Raw genomic sequence first — 16,211 nt, 5'->3', positions numbered from 1 at the left:
CCCCGGGGTGGCTTTTTTCATGTGGCTTTTTTATGTGGCCTTTTGTTATCTAAACACCGCCCGTATCGCGGCCACGCCGTGGGCGCCGTGTTCCCGCGCACTTGCCAGCGTTTCCGGCCCCTGGCCGCCGATGGCATAGGCCGGTACGCCGGCATCGGCGATGATGGCTTCGAAACCGTCCCAGCCCACGCCGGCCTCCCCGGGATGGCTGGCGGTGGCGGCAACCGGGCCGGCGACCACGAAGTCCGCGCCCAGTTCGCGTGCGATGGCGACCTGGCCACGGTCGTGCGTGGACACGCCTATCCTGGCCTGCGGACTCAGCGCGGCACGCAACGCCGCCGCCTGTCCCACCATGGCGGCGGCATCGGCGCTGCGCAGGTGCACGCCGTCGGCCTGGGCCCACCAGGCGCGGGGGTGCGCGCTGTTGACCAGCACCTGGGCGCCTGCGCGCCGGCAGCGTTGCAGGACGGCTTGCAGCGCGCCTTGCAGGGACGCCGCGTCCGGCCCGTCAGGCCAACCCGGCTCGCGCAGTTGCACCAGGCGCAGTCCGTCCGCCAGGGCGGCGTCCAGGCGCTGCAGGAAGGCGGGCAGGTCTTGCGGACGGCCGATATTGCTGATGCCGTAGGTCCCGGGCAACTGCAACCAGCGCAAGGGCGGTAATGTGGCCGGCAGCACGTCGCCGACTTCCGTGGCGTGGGCAGGATCCACCCATTCCAGGCGCTGGTTTTCCCGGCCGCGAGGTTCGCCTTCCCATTTCGTCACGCGGCAAAAAGCCAGGCGCACGGTCGTATGCGGATAGGCATGCACGTAGGTGACCCAGCGGGTGGCCTCGGTGACCTGGATGCCCAATTCCTCATCGAGCTCGCGCGCGAGGGCCTGCAACACGGTTTCCCCCGGTTCCAGCTTGCCGCCTGGCAATTCCCACCAACCCGACCAGGGTTTGCCTTCGGGACGCTGGCCCAGGAGCAGTTGGCCATCGGGGCGCAGGATCAGGCCCGCCGCCACATCGAGGACGTTGTCGGCGTGGGTCTGCTCAGGCATGGCGGGCCGCCCAGTCGCGCGCGAACTGGAACGCCACGCGGCCCGAACGCGAACCGCGTTCGATGCTCCATTGCAGGGCCTCGGTGCGCGAGGGCACGACATGTTCTTCCGGGCAGCCCAGTTCGCGCAGCCAGTGGTAGACGATGTCCAGGTAGTCGTCCTGGCGGAAAGGGTAGAACGACAGCCACAGGCCGAAGCGCTCGGACAGGGAGATTTTTTCCTCGACCGTTTCACCGGGGTGGATTTCGCCGTCGGGTTGATGCCTGGCCTGCAGGTTCTCGCTCATGTATTCGGGCATGAGGTGGCGGCGATTGGACGTTGCGTAGATCAGCACGTTGTCGCCCGACGCGGCCACCGAGCCGTCCAGCACCGACTTCAGCGCCTTGTAGCCGGCTTCGCCTTCCTCGAAGGACAGGTCGTCGCAGAAGACGATGAAGCGTTCCGGGCGCGCGCCGACGAGTTCGACGATGTCGGCCAGGTCCCCCAGGTCGGATTTGTCCACCTCGATCAGGCGCAGGCCGCGGTCACCGTAGGCGGCCAGCATGGCTTTCACCAGGGAGCTCTTGCCCGTGCCCCGCGCGCCGGTCATCAGCACGTTGTTGGCCGGCTTCTTGTCGATGAAGTGCCGGGTATTGCGGTCGATGATGTCCTTCTGCCGCTCGATATGCTGCAGGTCGGCCATGTCGATGCGGGCCACATGGCGCACCGCGTCCAGCCAGCCGCGCGAACCGCGCCGGCGCCAGCGAAAGGCGCGGGCGGACCAGTCGATTTCCGGCGGGGCCGGCGGCAGGTAGGCTTCAAGTTGCGCCAACACACGTTCGGCGCGGGAGATCAGCGTGGTGAAATCGGTGACGGTCACTTCGATGTCCAGGGTCGGGGCAGGTCCGGGGGCAGGTCGACCCCGGAAGCGGTTCCCGAACCGCCCCCGGGGAGACGTCGTTCAGGAGCGGTAATCGGCGTTGATGCTGACGTAGTCGTGCGAGAAGTCGCAGGTGTAGACCGTGTCCGTCACCGAGCCGCGGCCCAGCGCGATGCGCACCAGGATCTCGGCTTGCTTCATCACGCGCTGGCCGTCTTCCTCGCGATACGCGGGGTTGCGGCCACCGGCGGTGGCGACCAGGACATCGTCCAGCCACAGGCGCAGCTTCGAGGTGTCCAGGTCGTCGATGCCGGCATAGCCGATCGCCGCCAGGATGCGGCCCAGGTTGGGGTCGGAAGCATAGAAGGCGGTCTTGACCAGCGGCGAATGGGCTACGGAATAAGCCACCTTCAGGGCTTCCTCGGTGTTGCCCGCTTCTTCCACGCGGATGGTCATGAACTTGGTGGCGCCTTCGGCGTCGCGCACGATCTTCTGCGCCAGCTCGGCGGCGGCGGCCGACAGGGCCTGGTGCAGCTCGGCGTAGGCGGCGTCGCTGGCGCTGTCGACCTGCAGCCCCGATTGGCCGCTCGCCATGATGATGAAGGAGTCGTTGGTGGACGTGTCGCCATCGACGGTGATGCGGTTGAAGGACACGTCGGCGATCTCGCGGGCCATCCGCTTCAGCAGGTCAGGGGCGATGCCGGCGTCGGTGGCCAGGAAGCCAAGCATGGTCGCCATGTTCGGCCGGATCATGCCGGCGCCCTTGCTGATGCCCGTGAACGTGACGGTCTTGCCGCCGATCTGGCGGCGTGCCGACGCGACCTTCGGCAGCGTATCGGTGGTCATGATGCCGTGGGCGGCGCTGAACCAATTGTTGGGGCCCAGATTGGCGATGGCGGCGGGCAGGCCGGCCACCAGGCGGTCGACGGGCAGCGGCTCCAGGATGACGCCGGTGGAGAAGGGCAGGATCTGGTCGGCCTGCACGTTCAGCAGCCTGGCCAGTTCGGCGCAGGTGTCGTTGCAGCGCTGCATGCCGTCGCTACCCGTGCCGGCGTTGGCATTGCCGGTGTTGATCACCAGGGCGGCGATCTGCTTGCCCGCCGCGAGATGGGCTTCGCACACCTGCACCGGCGCCGCGCGGAAGCGATTGCGGGTGAACACGCCCGCCACGCTGGTGCCCGGGGCCAGGCGGAATACCGTCAGGTCGCGTCGGCCGGCCTTGCGGATACCGGCTTCGGTAACGCCGATTTCAATGCCGGGAACGGGATAAATGTCGGATTCCGTGGGGATTTGCAGGTTGACGGCCATGTCGCTAGTCTCGAGTTGGCGGGCCGCGCGCGGCGGTCCGGCTGTCGCAGGGAAAACGCCTATTATCCCAGTGTTTTGCGGCGGCCATCGTCGCGACCTACGCCCGCTTTGTCGCGCAGCGCATGGAACGCCGGGTCCTGGGCCGCGACAAAGGTCCGTCAAAGCCTCCGTCGGGGGCTTCGACAAGGCCACCGACAAGGCCACCGACAAGGCCACCGACAAGGCCACCGACAAGACCTCGTCAAGGGGGCGTCAGGGCGTCGTCAAGGCGTCAGGCCGATCGAGGCGTAGTCCAGCACGCCAGCGGCCCGATTGCTCAGTACGGCCCGCAACTTGCCGTCCGGCGCCTGCAGCACGGAGTTGCCCGCCGCAACGTCCTGGCCGCCGTCTCGCCGGGCTGAACGGCCGCGCGACGGGCTGAAGACCAGGTCGCCAGCCTGCGCGCCCACCAGCGACGGACCCGCCGTCGCCACCCGCGTGCCTGGCGGGTAGGTCATGGGGCCCAGGATGAAAGGCTGCGATAGCGCGCCTTCAAAAGACTGCAGTTTGCGCTGGGGGTCCAGCCGCAACTCGACCTTGAGCAGGGGCAGGCCCTGGACCAGCATGGCTTCGCTGCCGTCCGTGCGCAGCAGCCAGCCCTCGGCCAGGCTGGGGTCGCCCGCCGCGGCGGTACCGGTGCGCAGGCTGGCCCAGGTGCCTGCCGGAATGGCCTGCTTGTCGAGTTGATTGCCGCTCGCCAGGTGGCAACTGCTGAAATGCAGGCGCTTGTCGGTCGCCGATACGCGGAATTCGACCAGATGCCCGTGGCTGCAACGCCAGCCGTGGATGTCCTGATCCTGGGAAATGGCGGCCGAGGCGCCGATGACCGTGGCCGCCGCGCCGTCGCCGCGCACATAGCGGCGCAGCTGCTTGATACGGGCGCCGTCCATGGTGACCGCGGTGGGGAAGCTGGCCTGTTCGAAGGTGGCCAGCTGCCCGGGCGTCTTCAGCAGCAGGCGGGTGTTGGCGGGCATGGCGATGCCGTCCAGTTCGGCGCCGTGGTCCAGCACCAGCGTGCGGCGCGTCTCGTCTTCCGCCGCGGCGCGCGCCACCAGCCAGCGCTGCGCCTGGCCGGCGGGGAAAACGGCGCCCACCAGGGCCAGCAGCCCCATGACGGCCAGGCTCTTGCGCGGGTGTTCACGTACCCGCAGCCGTGCCGAGGGGGTGGTACAGAGGATGGCGATCCAGGTCAGCAGCGTGGCAAGGCATATCAACGACGCAATGAGCATCGGATAGAAGTTGCCGCCGGGCAGCGCGACCGGAATCATCGGAAGGGGCGAAAAAGTCGGTTGAATGAACAGTCCGCGACGCGGGCGGGCCATGGACAGCAGTGTAAGCGTTCCGGCCGCCGCGCAGGGCACTGGCGATACAGTACCCCGATCATGGGAAGAAATACAAAAGTTTCAATTTGAAATATTGTGATCCGTGGGCGCTCGCGGCGTCGCACTTTGCGAAATCTTTGATTCAGCGCAGACCTTGCCCCCTTTTCAAGTGGTATTTCGGACTAGGCCCTTCTACACTATGCGCTTTTATGACAATCTGTGTGCGGGCTATGGACCGGCTGGCACTGGCGATTTGTCAATCACAGGACAGTCAAGCCGATATTTGTAACTGACGCCCGGGCGGTGCGGTCACGGCGGGTATGCATCCTGTGTGGCGGCACACGGAGAATTTCCACAATGGCGAAGTTGGGGTTGCGGGCAAAGTCCTTGCTCGCGCTGATATTGGCATGTCTGCTGGCTCTCATACCCACGGTTTTCCTGGGATGGCACGCGATGGAGCAGGTGCGCGAGCACTTCGGCCGCGCCTATGCCGACAACTTCGCCCTGCTGAGCCGCCAGCGCATCCTGGCCCCGGTGTCGCGCGAACTGGCGCTGTCGCAGCGCCTGGCCTATTCAGAGGTGACGCGGTTATGGCTGCAGGACGAGGACGATCCGGCGCGCCGCGCGATGTTCTTCCGCGAGGCGGAAGGCTATCGGCGTGACTTCCGTTCCCACTCGTATTTCCTCATCGTCGCCAAGAGCGGCAACTACTATTTCAACGACGACGACAAGCCGTACTCGGACCAGCCTCGCTACACGCTTAGCGCGCAGGATCCCAACGACAACTGGTTCTACAGCAGTATCAAGTCGGATGCGGCCTACAACATCAACGTCAATCCGGACGCCAAGCTGCATGTCACGCGGGTGTGGTTCAACATCATCGTGCGCGAGGCCGGCAAGCCGGTGGCCATTACAGGCGCCGGCCTGGACCTGAGCGATTTCCTGCGTGAGTTCGTCGGCAGCGGCGAGCCTGGCGTGACCCCCATGATCATCGACGCGCAGGGCGCCATCCAGGCGCACCCTGATCCCGCGCGCATTGCCTACAACTCGGGCGCCATAGCGGCCGGCGACAACGCGAAGATCTACAGCATGATCGGCGGCGCCGCCGACAAGACGGCATTGCAGCAGGCGATGGACACGGCCCGCCGCGAGCCGGCGCACGCGCACACGCTATGGCTGCGCCTGCAAGGCAAGCGGCAGCTGGTCTCGGTGGCCTATGTGCCGGAACTGAATTGGTATGTGCTGGGGGCGGTCGACCTGCACGCGGCCCGTGTCGTCGACATGACCTGGGTCTGGCCGGCGATGGTGGCGCTGTTGCTGCTGGTGGGGGGCCTGCTGCTGGCCTTCGGCCTGGCGGTCAACCGCCTGGTGCTGCGGCCCATTCGCAACCTGCAGCAATCGGCCCGGGCCATCGCCGACGGCCGCTACGACGTGACCTTGCCGGCGGGCGGCGCCGACGAGGTCGGCGATCTCAGCCGCGCCTTCGGCGTCATGGCGGCGAAGGTGCGCAGCCATACCGCCGAACTGGAAAGCAAGGTGCGCGAGCGCACGGTCGAGCTGGAAGCCGCCAACCGTGCGATGGCCGCCGTCAACAAGAAGCTGGGCGACTCCATCGACTACGCCAGCCTGATCCAGCAAGCCATCCTGCCCGACCGCCAGATGGCGCAATCGATGGGCTTGCGGCACTTCGTGATGTGGAAGCCGCGCGACGTCGTGGGGGGCGATTTCTATGTCTTCCGCGCCGATGGCGAGAACTTCCTGCTGGGTGTGATGGACTGCGCCGGACATGGCGTTCCCGGCGCGCTGATGACGATGCTGGTGCGCGCCGCCGTCGATGTCGCGCTGGCCGAGGTCGGCCCGGCCGATCCGGCCGCGGTGCTGGTCCGCACCGACCGGGCGATCCGCGCGATGTTGCGCGATGCCCAGTTCCCCGACAGCGTGGCGACCAGCACCGACGCCGGTCTGGTTTATATTGATCGCACGCATGGCCGTTTGCTGTTCGCCGGCGCCAAGATTTCGTTGTACGAAAGCAATGGCGATGTCTGCCGCGAACACAAGGGAGTGCGCCGCGCCCTGGGTGAAAAGCGCCAGGGAGACTATACGAACCTTGAATTGCCGCTGACGCAGGGCTCGACCTTCTACCTGACCACCGACGGTTTCCTCGACCAGGCGGGCGGCGAGCTGGGCTACGGGTTCGGCGGCACGCGCTTCGCGGAAATGCTGCGGCAAAATGCCCGCTTGCCCTTGTCGCAGCAGTGCGATGCCTTCGAGCAGGCTTTGGCCGAATATCGGGGCAATCTGCCGCAACGCGATGACATTACGATATTGTCTTTCCGGTTCGAATAGCGAATAACTCGAAACAATCCAGCCACGGATCTCTACCTCTTATGAATGCTTCGGACCTCTACGCGCTGCGCGAGCGATTCAACCAGGACCGTACCCTGTTGTGCTTCAATGGTCCGATCTCGCGCAGCCTTATCGAGGAAATCGGCAATGCGCTGAAAAACTACCTCGAAATCGACCAGGCGCGCCCGGCGGAGGCCATGGATGTCTTCTCCGCGTACATCGAAATGACGCAGAACATCCGTAATTACGCCCTGAAAAACGGCTACGGCGATACGGACGCGGCGGCCACGGTCGTCATCGCGCGGGACCCCGAAGGGCGATATACGGTGACGGTCGGCAACCGCGTGGAGCTGGCCGATGGCGAGCGCCTGGTGCGGCGCGTCGCGGAACTTGCGAGCATGGACAAGGCCGAATTGAAGGCTGTCTACAAGACACAGCTGCGCCAGCCGCGCGATCCATCGGCGGCCACCGGCGCCGGGCTGGGACTGATCGACCTGGCGCGCCGGGCGACCGCCGGCATCGAAGCCACCCTGAGCCCGCATGGCGATGGTCGCGGTTTTTTCAGCCTGAGCGTTGTCATCTGATTCGTACCGGCTACTCTCGAAGACTACCCACATGAATGACTTGAATATCCCCGCCACGCAGTCGACGCCCGCGATCGAGACGGACGCTTCCCGCGGTGTGCTCGTATTGCGTGGAGATTCCTATCCCGAGAATTCGTTCGAACTGTTCGGCCCCGTTATCCAATGGGTCGACGACTATCTCGCCGCGAGCCAGTCGCCGCTGGCCCTGTCGCTCGAATTGCAGTACCTGAACACCAGCAGCGTCAAGGCCGTGATGGATATCTTCGACCTGCTCGAAGCGGCTCACGCTCAGGATCGTCCGGTGTCGGTCACCTGGTATTACGATGCGCGTAACGAGCGCGTCGGCGAACTGGCCGAGGAGTTCAAGGAGGATTGCAGCTTTCCCTTTGATGTCGTAAGCCGGTGATGAAGAAACGCTACCAGGACCTCGAAAGGCGGATACAAATTCTCCTGGCCGATCCGGCCTATGAGGAACATCCCCTGCGCGAGGCACTGGCCGATCTCTGGCAGCATACGAACGACCAGCTCGATCGGCTGGAGCGTATTTCGTATCTGTCCGACGCATTCCAGTCGATGGCGCGCCAGCGCGAGCGGGGCCTGGTCGATCGCTTCGATCGCGAATTGCGCCGGCTGGCCAAGATCGTGCGTATTTCCGACGGCTACCAGGAACTCATGCGCGACATGAATGCCTCGTTGAAGGAGTCCTCCAGCCGCGATCCGCTGACCAACCTGCTGAATCGCCGCGCCCTGATGGAGCGCCTGAAGGACCTGGCCGATCCCTCCTCCGAGTATGACGGCGGTTTCGTGGTGGCGATGCTAGATGTGGACCATTTCAAGCGCATCAATGACCGCTATGGCCACGAGGCGGGAGACCGCGCGCTGATAGAGCTGGCGGAAATCATGCGCACCAGCGTGCGCGATACCGACGATGTGGCGCGCTGGGGCGGCGAGGAATTCCTGGTGCTCTTGCCCGGCGTCAAGCTGAGCGAGGGCGAGGCCATCATCGACCGCATGCTGGACGCGGTCCGCCGCAAGAAGCTGGACATGGACGGCGAAGCGCTGACGTTGACGGTCAGCGTCGGCATGGCGCGCTACCAGCAGGGCGAGAATATCTCCACCGTGCTGAGCCGCGCGGATCGGGCCCTGTACCTGGCCAAGCAGGCCGGGCGCGATCGCGTGGCCCTGGAAACCGAGAACTAGGGGCCGTCAGCCCGGAGCCGGGCAGGCCAGTCCAGGCCTGCTCCAGGCGCTACTGCAGGAACCTGCTTCAGGCACCTACTTCAGGAACCTGCTTCAGGCACCTATTTCAGGCACCTGCTTCATATCCTTGAATACCGCCTCCGCCGCGTCCAGCGTTTCCTCGATCACGGCGTCATCGTGCGTGGCCGAAACGAAGCCGGCTTCGAACGCCGACGGCGCGAAATGCACGCCGCGGTCCAGCATGGCGTGGAAGAAGTGCTTGAAGGCGTTGACGTCGGCCGCCGATACCTCGGCCAAGGACGCCGGCACGTGGGCCGAGAAATACATCCCGAACATCCCGCCGATGGCGTCGGCGCTGAAGGCCAGGCCGGCCGCGCGGGCGCGGGACTGCAGGCCTTCGGCCAGCTTGCGCGTTTGCGCGGTCAAGTGCTCGTAGAAACCGGGCGCGGCAATCAGGCGCATCGTGGCGAGGCCGGCCGCCACCGCCACCGGGTTGCCGGACAGGGTACCCGCCTGGTAGACACCGCCCAGCGGCGCGATATGGCGCATGACGTCCGCGCTGCCGCCGAAGGCGCCCACGGGCATGCCGCCGCCGATCACCTTGGCCAGCGTGGTGAGGTCGGGCTTGATGCCGGTCAGCCCTTGCACGCCTTGCGGGCCGACGCGAAAACCGGTCATGACCTCGTCGAAGATCAGGAGCGCGCCGTGGCGGGTGCAGAGTTCGCGCAAACCCTCCAGGAAGCCGGCGCGCGGCTTCACCAGGTTCATGTTGCCGGCCACCGGCTCGACGATGATGCAGGCGATATCCTCGCCATATTCCTCGAAGGCCGCCCCGACGCCGTCGAGATCGTTGTAGTCCAGGACCAGCGTGTGTTCGACGAATTCCGCCGGCACGCCGGCCGAGGTGGGATTGCCGAACGTCAGCAGGCCGGACCCGGCCTTCACCAGCAGGCTGTCGGCGTGGCCGTGGTAGCAGCCTTCGAACTTGATGATCTTCTTGCGGCCGGTGGCGCCCCGGGCCAGGCGTATGGCCGTCATGGTCGCTTCGGTGCCGGAGCTGACCAGGCGCACCTGTTCCATGGACGGCAAGCGCTGGATCAGCAATTCGGCCAATTCGATTTCCGCTTCGGTGGGCGCGCCGAAGGACAGGCCATGCACCGCCGCTTCCTGCACCGCGCGCACCACGTCCGGATGGGCGTGCCCCAGGATGGCCGGGCCCCAGGACCCGACGTAGTCGATATAGCGCTTGCCTTCCGCGTCCCAGACATAGGGTCCAACGGCGCGGGCGATGAAGCGCGGCGTGCCGCCGACCGAGCGGAAAGCGCGGACCGGCGAGTTGACGCCGCCGGGAATGCTGCGGGAGGCGCGTTCGAAAAGTTCGGCGTTGGTGGCCATGGCGGTGAATCTCGCTGAATGATGGGCGGCCAGGCGGACGCGCCGCCCGGGCCTGCAATGTAAATGGACTAGGGCTGCGGCCTGCCCTTGGGCAGGAAGGGCCGGGCATAGGCGGCAGCCGTGCCCGCGACGTCGGCCGCCTCGAACAGGCCGCTGACCGCCGCGATGGCGTCCGCGCCCGCCTGCGCCAGCAGCGGCGCGTTCTCCGGGGTAATGCCGCCGATGGCCACCACGGCGGGCCGCGGCGCGGGCTGTTCCTCGGCCAGCGCGCGTGCCTCCGTCAACAAGGCCAGGGGCGCGCGCACGGCGTGCGGCTTGGTCGGGGAAGGGAAGACGGCGCCAAAGGCGATGTAGTCGGCGCCCGCCGCCAGCAGGTCGTGCCCGCGCTGGATGTCGTTGTAGCAGGATGCGCCGATGATGAGGTCGGGCGCCTGCGCCCGCACCTGGGCAACGGCGGCGTCATCGCGGCCGACGTGCACGCCGTCGGCGCCGATCTCCAGCGCCAGTTCCCAATGGTCGTTGATCAGGAAAATGATGCCCAGTTCGCGGCACAGGGGCGCCAGGGCCTGCGCCTGCTCGCGCCGCTGCGCGGCGGGGATGTCCTTGCGCCGCAATTGCAGCGCGCGCATGCCGCCGGCGGCGGCTTGCTGGACCGCGCGCAGCAGGCGTGCAGTGTCGTCCCATTCCGGCGTCACGCCGTACAGGCCGCTGGGGAAGCGTTGGGCTTTCATCGGGCGAGTGTCCGGTTGGCAATGCGCCGGCCCATGCCGGGCAGGAAACTGGCCGCGATCGCCGCATCGGCCAGCTCAAGGGATTTTTCCACGGCGTCGGGCACTTCCATGCCCTGCGCCAGGCAGGCCGCCAGCGTGGTGGCCAGCAGGCCGCCGCTGTCGCTGCCGCGGTCGGGGGGCGCTTGCCAGGGCCAATTGGTGGTTGCGCCTTCCGGCCCGACCAGCAGGTTGACGGCATGGCCCGGTCGCAGCGGCGCACCCAGAGCGAGCACCCACTTGGCGCCCGCGCCCACCATGGCATGGGCAGCCGACGTGGCTTCGCCGATTTCCAGGGTGCCGTCGCTGAGCCATTGGGCCAGCCGGGCATGCTCGACCACGACCACGTCGGCCTGCGGCAACACCAGCTCCAGGGTCGCGGCCAGCAGGTCGTCGGCATCGTCCTGGTCGGCGGCGTCGGCCGGGGGCGGCGTGCGCTGTCCCAGGTGCAGGACCAGCGGCACCTGGCTGTAGTCGGCCGCGATCTGCGCGACCGCGCTGGCGCATTCGGCGCTGTAGAGGCCGCCCACCTTGATGGCTTGCACCGGCATGTCTTCCAGCAGGCAGCGCGCCTGGTCGTCCAGCAATTCCGGGGAAATGGGGTGGACTTCCTCCATGACCGCGGTGTCCTGCACGGTAATGGCGGTAATCGCCGCCAGCCCGTGGCAACCCATGCGGGCGCACGTCACGGCGTCAGCCGGCAGGCCGTCGGATCCCGTGGGGTCGGCGGGGCCAAAAATGAGAACGATGGGAGGAGTTGCGGCAGTCACGTGTACAGCGAATCAAAAAGGCAGGCCTGGGATTTTTTCTGCTGAGTCAGACTAATGCCTATTGGGTTTCGGTAAGATCGACCCCATTCTAATTGATCGTGCCAGCCGCGTTGCCGATGCCCATCCGAAAATGGGGACTCGGACGGGCAAGTATGACCGGCACGCATGACTGAAAACGATTTGGAAGCCTGAGAGAACTATGAGAACCTGGATGTGTCTGATCTGTGGATGGGTGTACGACGAGGCTACCGGCCTGCCTGAAGAGGGTATCGCCCCCGGCACGCGCTGGGAAGACGTCCCGCCCAACTGGGTCTGTCCCGAATGTGGCGCGCGCAAGGAAGATTTCGAACTGATGGAAATCTGATTGGGCATCCGCGTTGCGCCGGTTCGCTCCGGCAGCCCTGCGCGTCCCGGCGCGGTGCGTCACCTTTTAGGAATACGCCATGACTGACGACAGCCACTCCGATGTTCCCGGCGATTCTCCGTCGGTCGACTTCTCCAATCAATTCCTGATGGCCATGCCCAACATGGTCGAAGGCAGCCTGGCGGGTTCCGTCATCTATGTCTGCGAGCACACGACCAAGGGCGCGCTGGGCCTGGTGATCAACCGTCCCACCGATCTCACCCTGGGCACGCTCTTCGAGCGTATCGAGTTGACGCTGGAAATCGGCCCTGTCAAGGAGACGCCGGTGTTCTTCGGCGGTCCCGTGCAGACCGACCGCGGCTTCGTGCTGCATATGCCGCCGGGCGACTACAACTCCAGCATCAAGCTGGGAGGGCTGGCCCTGACCACCTCGCGCGACGTCCTCCAGGCCGTGGCCGACGGCAACGGCCCCGAGCAGATGCTGGTCACGCTGGGCTATGCCGGCTGGGGCGCCGGCCAGCTGGAAAGCGAAATGGCGCGCAACGCCTGGCTTAGCGTGTCGGCCGATCCCCATATCATCTTCGACGTGCCGCCGGAAGAGCGTTACCCCGCGGCCCTCAAGCTGCTGGGTATCGATCCCGTCATGCTGGCGGGCGATGCCGGCCATGCCTGACGAAACCCTGCTGGCGTTCGACTACGGCACCAAGAAGATCGGCATTGCCATCGGCAATACCCTGACGCGGCAGGCGCGCCCCCTGGAAATCATCTATGGCGAGGCGCGCGCGCCGCGTTTTGCCCGTATCGAGGCCCTGCTGCGGGAATGGCAGCCGCAGCGCGTGGTGGTGGGCCTGGCCTTGACGGCGGACGGGGGCGAGCAGGAGGCGACCGCGCGTTGCCGCCGTTTCGCCAACCAGCTCAACGGCCGTTACGGCGTGGCGGTGGAACTGGTCGACGAGCGGGGATCCAGCATGCAGGCCCAGGCCCTCCTGGGCACTCATGCCGACGACGATGCCATGGCAGCCGCGGTGATTCTGCAACGCTATCTGGACGCCCTGCCAGGGTAAGGGGGGCCGGCCACGGCCCGCGCCGTCTTGATGACGCCGCGTCGTGTTATGGTTGCGCCCGGCGAGCCGCCGGCTCGGCCGCCCCATATTTCTTTATTCACCCCATGACCGTCCTGGACCCCGGCTGCCTGTATACCCCTCCCGACCGACTTGCGCCGAGCGCCTTGCGCCGGCAGGCTGCGCGCCGGGACGCCCAGCCATGACGATGCGGTTGTTGCGATTCATTCCCCGCTGCGTGGTGGTGATCCTGCTGGTCCTGGTGGGGCTGGTGTTGGTCGGCACGGTTTATCCCTTCATCGGCGTGGCAGGCCGGGCTTTGCTCAATCGGACCTGGTCGCGTTGCCTCATGCGCACCTGTGGCATCCGCCTGATGGTGCGCGGCACGCCGCGCTTGCACGAGGCGGTGCTGTTGGTGGCCAACCATGTGTCATGGATCGACATCTTCGTGATCAATGCCGTGCGGCCCACCGCCTTCGTGGCCAAGGCCGAAATCCGGCGCTGGCCGGTGGTGGGCTGGCTGGTGGCCGGCGCCGGCACCTTGTTCATCCAACGCGGCCAGCGGCACGCGGTGCAGACGGTGGGCGCGGCGATGCAGCGGCGCTTTGCGCGCAAGGAGGCCGTGGGCCTGTTCCCGGAGGGCACCACCACCGAGGGATACGACCTGCTGCCTTTCCACGCCAGCCTGTTCGAGCCGGCGCGCCAGGCCAACGTGACGATACAGCCCCTGGCCCTGCGCTTTCTGCGCAATGGCCAGCGGGATCATTTTGCCGCCTTCGTCGGCGAGGAATCGCTGGTCGCCAATCTCTGGCGCGTGCTGGGCACAAGGGGGCTGGCGGTGGAAGTGGTCTATCTGCCGCCGTTGGCGCAGGAGAATCCCGACGGGACGCCCGTGTCGCGCCTGGAGCTGTCGCGCCGCGCCCGCGAGGGCATACGTTCGCACCTGCTCTGACGCCGGGGCGGACCCGCGGGGCGGGTCAACCGTCGGCCAACGGATCCAGGCCCTTGCCGCAAGCCACCTGCACCAGCTTGCGATCGCGCATGCGCAGCGCCGTCAGCTTGCCGCCCCATACGCAGCCCGTATCCAGGCAGATGACGTCCTTGCGCAGCAGCAGGCCCAGCGTGGACCAGTGGCCGAATACCACGGTGATGTCGCTGGTGGCGCGCTTGGGCACGTCGAACCAGGGTATCAGGCCAGGCGGCCACGCGCCGGGCGCCACCTTGGTGGCGAATTCCATATGGCCCGACATCGTGCACAGGCGCATGCGCGTCAAGGCGTTGATGATCACCCGCATGCGCTTGCCGCCGCGATACTGGTCGTCCCAGCGCACCGGCTGATTCCCGTACATCTTCTGCAGCGCGCGTTGCCAGTTGGGGCCGCGCAGGGCGTCCTGCACTTCGCTGGCCAGGGACAGGGTCTTGGCCACATCCCATTTCGCCAGCGTGCCGGCGTGCACCATCAGGTGGTCGTAGGCGAAGTGCGCCAACGGACGATGGCGCACCCAGTCGATCAGCTGCTTGGCGTCCGGGGCCGACAGGATTTCGTCGATGGTGTCCGATTTGCCCGGCTTGCGCACGCCGGCCGCCGCCGCGAGCAGGTGCAGGTCGTGGTTGCCCAGCACCGCCACGGCGCGCTCTTCCAGCGCCATCACGCGCCGCAGCGTCGCCAGCGACTTCGGACCGCGGTTGATGAGGTCGCCGGCGAACCAGTACTGCGCTTGCGGATCTTCCCTGAGCTCCGCCTGCGACAGCAGGTTGCCCAGCGGCTCGCAGCATCCCTGCAAGTCGCCGATCATCCAGATGTCATGGCCCTTCATACCGGCGACTTGCTCCAGGGCGCTCGCTGCGCGAAATTGCGCGAGATCGCATGCCGGTATTCCATCATCGTCAGGGCGCCGAAGGCGAGCAGCAGGGCCGCCGCATTGGGGCCCAGCGCGGTGAGCCAGGGCGGCCAATGGCTGAGCATGCCGACGTTCAGGGCCAGCTGGTTGACCATGAAGAAGGCCACGCCCACCAGGATGCCGATGAAGACCTTGGCGCCGACGCCGCCACGCCGCGTTTGCATGAACGCCACGGGAGCAGCGATGGTCATCATCACCAGCAGGGTGAAGGGGTAGACGGCCTTGCGCCAGAGCGCGACGACCTGGCGGTCGTATTGCAGGTTGTTGTGGCGCAGGTAATCGATGTAATCGAGCAAGGTGGCCACCGACATCCGTTCCGGCGTCAGCACGCGCGCCAGCAGGCGCTCCGCCGTCAAGGTGGTGGACAGGACGCGGCGCGGCAGCTTGATGACCTGCTGTATCGGCTCCTTGGGCGGCTCGGCCTTGTCCAGCGCGTCCACGGCATCCGCCGAGATGCGGTTCTCGGTCACGTTTTCCATGACCAGGGTGCCGTTGGAGAACACGCCGCGTTCGGCCTTGGACAGGGCGATCAGTTCCTGGTCCTTGCGGAACTCGTACAGGGTGATGTCCGTGACTTCGCCACTGCCGCCCAGCGATTGGATATTGATGGTCCGGCTGCCGCCGTCCGGGGTCGGCTCCTTGAACCAATAGCCGCTTTCCAGCCGGCCGTTGCCGGCCTTGCCGCGATAGACGAGGTTGGCCTCGCCGCCCCTGATTTCGGCGGCCGGCGTTACCCATTCCGACAGCATGGTGGCGCCGATGACCAGGGGGATGGTGACGATCCACAACATGCCCAGCAGGCGCATGCCGCTGACGCCCGAGACCCGCAGGATGACCAGCTCGTTGCGCTGGGCCAGGCTTGCGAGCGCCAGGATGGCGCCTATCAGCAAGCCTATCGGCAGCAGGTCATAGAGCCGTGTGGGCAAGGCCAGCGCCTGGATGTAGAAGAGGGCCCAGATGGTGAACTTGCCACCCAGGTTGTCCAGGTCGTCCACGAGCGCGAAGAATGTGAACAAACCGATCAGCGCCAGCAGCACGACGGTGCAGGAGCGGTAGATTTCACGAGCCAGGTAACGGCGGGCGGTGCGCATCGGAAACGGGTATCGCGGGAATAATCTCAGCCGGACGGTCGCCGCACACGCAGACGAGCCGCCAAAGCGGGAAGCTTAACAAATATGCAGGGCTTATGGGCCGGCCGGCATGGACCGGGACAGTGATATCCGCCTGGACGGCGTTTATGCAAAACGCCCAGGC

The 16,211-nt window shown here is 66.4% G+C and carries 17 protein-coding genes; 8 read left to right on the top strand and 9 right to left on the bottom strand.

The genetic code is table 11. The annotated features are described in order from the left end of the window. Positions 1-45: 45 nt before the first annotated feature. The 4 genes from C7R54_RS24890 to C7R54_RS24875 all read right to left on the bottom strand — a co-directional run bounded on the left by C7R54_RS24890 (position 46) and on the right by C7R54_RS24875 (position 4,515). Complete coding sequence (locus C7R54_RS24890; RefSeq protein ID WP_129153445.1) at positions 46-1,041, bottom strand: Nudix family hydrolase; 996 nt, start codon at positions 1,039-1,041, stop codon at positions 46-48. Next, a complete protein-coding gene (locus C7R54_RS24885; RefSeq protein WP_129153443.1) occupies positions 1,034-1,900 on the bottom strand; it encodes an ATP-binding protein in 867 nt (288 codons plus the stop codon). Before C7R54_RS24885 ends, C7R54_RS24890 begins: the two co-directional genes overlap by 8 nt. 81 nt (positions 1,901-1,981) lie before the next feature. Beyond that, the gene (gene argJ / locus C7R54_RS24880) at positions 1,982-3,208 is read right to left on the bottom strand and encodes a bifunctional glutamate N-acetyltransferase/amino-acid acetyltransferase ArgJ (protein WP_129153441.1); all 1,227 of its coding nucleotides are present in this window, start codon (positions 3,206-3,208) and stop codon (positions 1,982-1,984) included. Between the two features lie 263 nt (positions 3,209-3,471). Continuing rightward, positions 3,472-4,515 (bottom strand): hypothetical protein, encoded by a 1,044-nt coding sequence (locus C7R54_RS24875; protein ID WP_129153439.1) that lies wholly within the window; start codon positions 4,513-4,515, stop codon positions 3,472-3,474. Between the two features lie 411 nt (positions 4,516-4,926). Between C7R54_RS24875 and siaA the strand changes: the two genes are divergently transcribed. The 4 genes from siaA to siaD are packed head-to-tail and all read left to right on the top strand — an operon-like array spanning position 4,927 to position 8,699. Beyond that, positions 4,927-6,915: a biofilm regulation protein phosphatase SiaA gene (gene siaA / locus C7R54_RS24870; RefSeq protein ID WP_129153437.1), complete on the top strand. Its 1,989-nt coding sequence runs from the start codon at positions 4,927-4,929 to the stop codon at positions 6,913-6,915. A gap of 41 nt (positions 6,916-6,956) precedes the next feature. After that, positions 6,957-7,499: a biofilm regulation protein kinase SiaB gene (gene siaB, locus C7R54_RS24865; protein ID WP_129153435.1), complete on the top strand. Its 543-nt coding sequence runs from the start codon at positions 6,957-6,959 to the stop codon at positions 7,497-7,499. 31 nt (positions 7,500-7,530) lie between these two features. Beyond that, positions 7,531-7,905 carry a biofilm regulation phosphoprotein SiaC gene (gene siaC, locus C7R54_RS24860; protein ID WP_129153433.1) on the top strand — a complete coding sequence of 125 codons (375 nt, stop codon included), beginning with the start codon at positions 7,531-7,533 and terminating at the stop codon, positions 7,903-7,905. Further along, positions 7,905-8,699, top strand: coding sequence for a biofilm regulation diguanylate cyclase SiaD (siaD, locus tag C7R54_RS24855; protein ID WP_129153431.1), 795 nt, complete (start codon positions 7,905-7,907; stop codon positions 8,697-8,699). The genes siaC and siaD overlap by 1 nt, the downstream gene beginning before the upstream one ends. A gap of 93 nt (positions 8,700-8,792) precedes the next feature. Here siaD and hemL read toward each other — a convergent pair whose 3' ends face one another. From hemL to thiD, 3 genes are all read right to left on the bottom strand, one after another. Next, a complete protein-coding gene (gene hemL / locus C7R54_RS24850; protein ID WP_129153429.1) occupies positions 8,793-10,094 on the bottom strand; it encodes a glutamate-1-semialdehyde 2,1-aminomutase in 1,302 nt (433 codons plus the stop codon). 68 nt (positions 10,095-10,162) lie between these two features. Then, positions 10,163-10,825, bottom strand: a complete 663-nt coding sequence (thiE, locus tag C7R54_RS24845; RefSeq protein ID WP_129153427.1) for a thiamine phosphate synthase — start codon at positions 10,823-10,825, stop codon at positions 10,163-10,165. Then, complete coding sequence (thiD, locus tag C7R54_RS24840) at positions 10,822-11,631, bottom strand: bifunctional hydroxymethylpyrimidine kinase/phosphomethylpyrimidine kinase (RefSeq protein ID WP_129153425.1); 810 nt, start codon at positions 11,629-11,631, stop codon at positions 10,822-10,824. The genes thiE and thiD overlap by 4 nt, the downstream gene beginning before the upstream one ends. A gap of 199 nt (positions 11,632-11,830) precedes the next feature. Between thiD and C7R54_RS24835 the strand changes: the two genes are divergently transcribed. From C7R54_RS24835 to C7R54_RS24820, 4 genes are all read left to right on the top strand, one after another. Continuing rightward, positions 11,831-11,995, top strand: a complete 165-nt coding sequence (locus C7R54_RS24835; RefSeq protein ID WP_094856060.1) for a rubredoxin — start codon at positions 11,831-11,833, stop codon at positions 11,993-11,995. Positions 11,996-12,074: 79 nt separating this feature from the next. Continuing rightward, positions 12,075-12,668: a YqgE/AlgH family protein gene (locus C7R54_RS24830; protein WP_129153424.1), complete on the top strand. Its 594-nt coding sequence runs from the start codon at positions 12,075-12,077 to the stop codon at positions 12,666-12,668. Beyond that, positions 12,661-13,059 (top strand): Holliday junction resolvase RuvX, encoded by a 399-nt coding sequence (gene ruvX, locus C7R54_RS24825; protein ID WP_129153422.1) that lies wholly within the window; start codon positions 12,661-12,663, stop codon positions 13,057-13,059. Before C7R54_RS24830 ends, ruvX begins: the two co-directional genes overlap by 8 nt. Before the next feature lie 205 nt (positions 13,060-13,264). After that, on the top strand, positions 13,265-14,008 hold the full coding sequence (locus C7R54_RS24820; RefSeq protein ID WP_129153694.1) for a lysophospholipid acyltransferase family protein: 744 nt from the start codon (positions 13,265-13,267) through the stop codon (positions 14,006-14,008). A gap of 25 nt (positions 14,009-14,033) precedes the next feature. Here C7R54_RS24820 and C7R54_RS24815 read toward each other — a convergent pair whose 3' ends face one another. After that, a complete protein-coding gene (locus tag C7R54_RS24815; protein WP_129153420.1) occupies positions 14,034-14,873 on the bottom strand; it encodes a symmetrical bis(5'-nucleosyl)-tetraphosphatase in 840 nt (279 codons plus the stop codon). Next, entirely contained in the window at positions 14,870-16,048 is a 1,179-nt protein-coding gene (lptG, locus tag C7R54_RS24810; RefSeq protein ID WP_129153418.1) for an LPS export ABC transporter permease LptG, read from the bottom strand. The genes C7R54_RS24815 and lptG overlap by 4 nt, the downstream gene beginning before the upstream one ends. Between the last annotated feature and the right edge of the window lie 163 nt (positions 16,049-16,211).

This window comes from Achromobacter aloeverae (genome assembly GCF_004121055.1).
Taxonomy (GTDB): domain Bacteria; phylum Pseudomonadota; class Gammaproteobacteria; order Burkholderiales; family Burkholderiaceae_B; genus Bordetella_C; species Bordetella_C aloeverae.
Note: the sequence above shows the minus strand (reverse complement) of the source record. Positions and strands in the feature narration are given on the sequence as shown.

Coding starts and splice junctions, on each gene's coding strand:
- C7R54_RS24890 (WP_129153445.1), bottom strand. CDS start 1,041: ATGCCTGAGCAGACCCACGCCGACAACGTCCTCGATGTGGCGGCGGGC.
- argJ (WP_129153441.1), bottom strand. CDS start 3,208: ATGGCCGTCAACCTGCAAATCCCCACGGAATCCGACATTTATCCCGTT.
- C7R54_RS24875 (WP_129153439.1), bottom strand. CDS start 4,515: ATGATTCCGGTCGCGCTGCCCGGCGGCAACTTCTATCCGATGCTCATT.
- siaA (WP_129153437.1), top strand. CDS start 4,927: ATGGCGAAGTTGGGGTTGCGGGCAAAGTCCTTGCTCGCGCTGATATTG.
- siaB (WP_129153435.1), top strand. CDS start 6,957: ATGAATGCTTCGGACCTCTACGCGCTGCGCGAGCGATTCAACCAGGAC.
- siaC (WP_129153433.1), top strand. CDS start 7,531: ATGAATGACTTGAATATCCCCGCCACGCAGTCGACGCCCGCGATCGAG.
- siaD (WP_129153431.1), top strand. CDS start 7,905: ATGAAGAAACGCTACCAGGACCTCGAAAGGCGGATACAAATTCTCCTG.
- hemL (WP_129153429.1), bottom strand. CDS start 10,094: ATGGCCACCAACGCCGAACTTTTCGAACGCGCCTCCCGCAGCATTCCC.
- thiE (WP_129153427.1), bottom strand. CDS start 10,825: ATGAAAGCCCAACGCTTCCCCAGCGGCCTGTACGGCGTGACGCCGGAA.
- C7R54_RS24835 (WP_094856060.1), top strand. CDS start 11,831: ATGAGAACCTGGATGTGTCTGATCTGTGGATGGGTGTACGACGAGGCT.
- C7R54_RS24830 (WP_129153424.1), top strand. CDS start 12,075: ATGACTGACGACAGCCACTCCGATGTTCCCGGCGATTCTCCGTCGGTC.
- ruvX (WP_129153422.1), top strand. CDS start 12,661: ATGCCTGACGAAACCCTGCTGGCGTTCGACTACGGCACCAAGAAGATC.
- C7R54_RS24820 (WP_129153694.1), top strand. CDS start 13,265: ATGCGGTTGTTGCGATTCATTCCCCGCTGCGTGGTGGTGATCCTGCTG.
- C7R54_RS24815 (WP_129153420.1), bottom strand. CDS start 14,873: ATGAAGGGCCATGACATCTGGATGATCGGCGACTTGCAGGGATGCTGC.
- lptG (WP_129153418.1), bottom strand. CDS start 16,048: ATGCGCACCGCCCGCCGTTACCTGGCTCGTGAAATCTACCGCTCCTGC.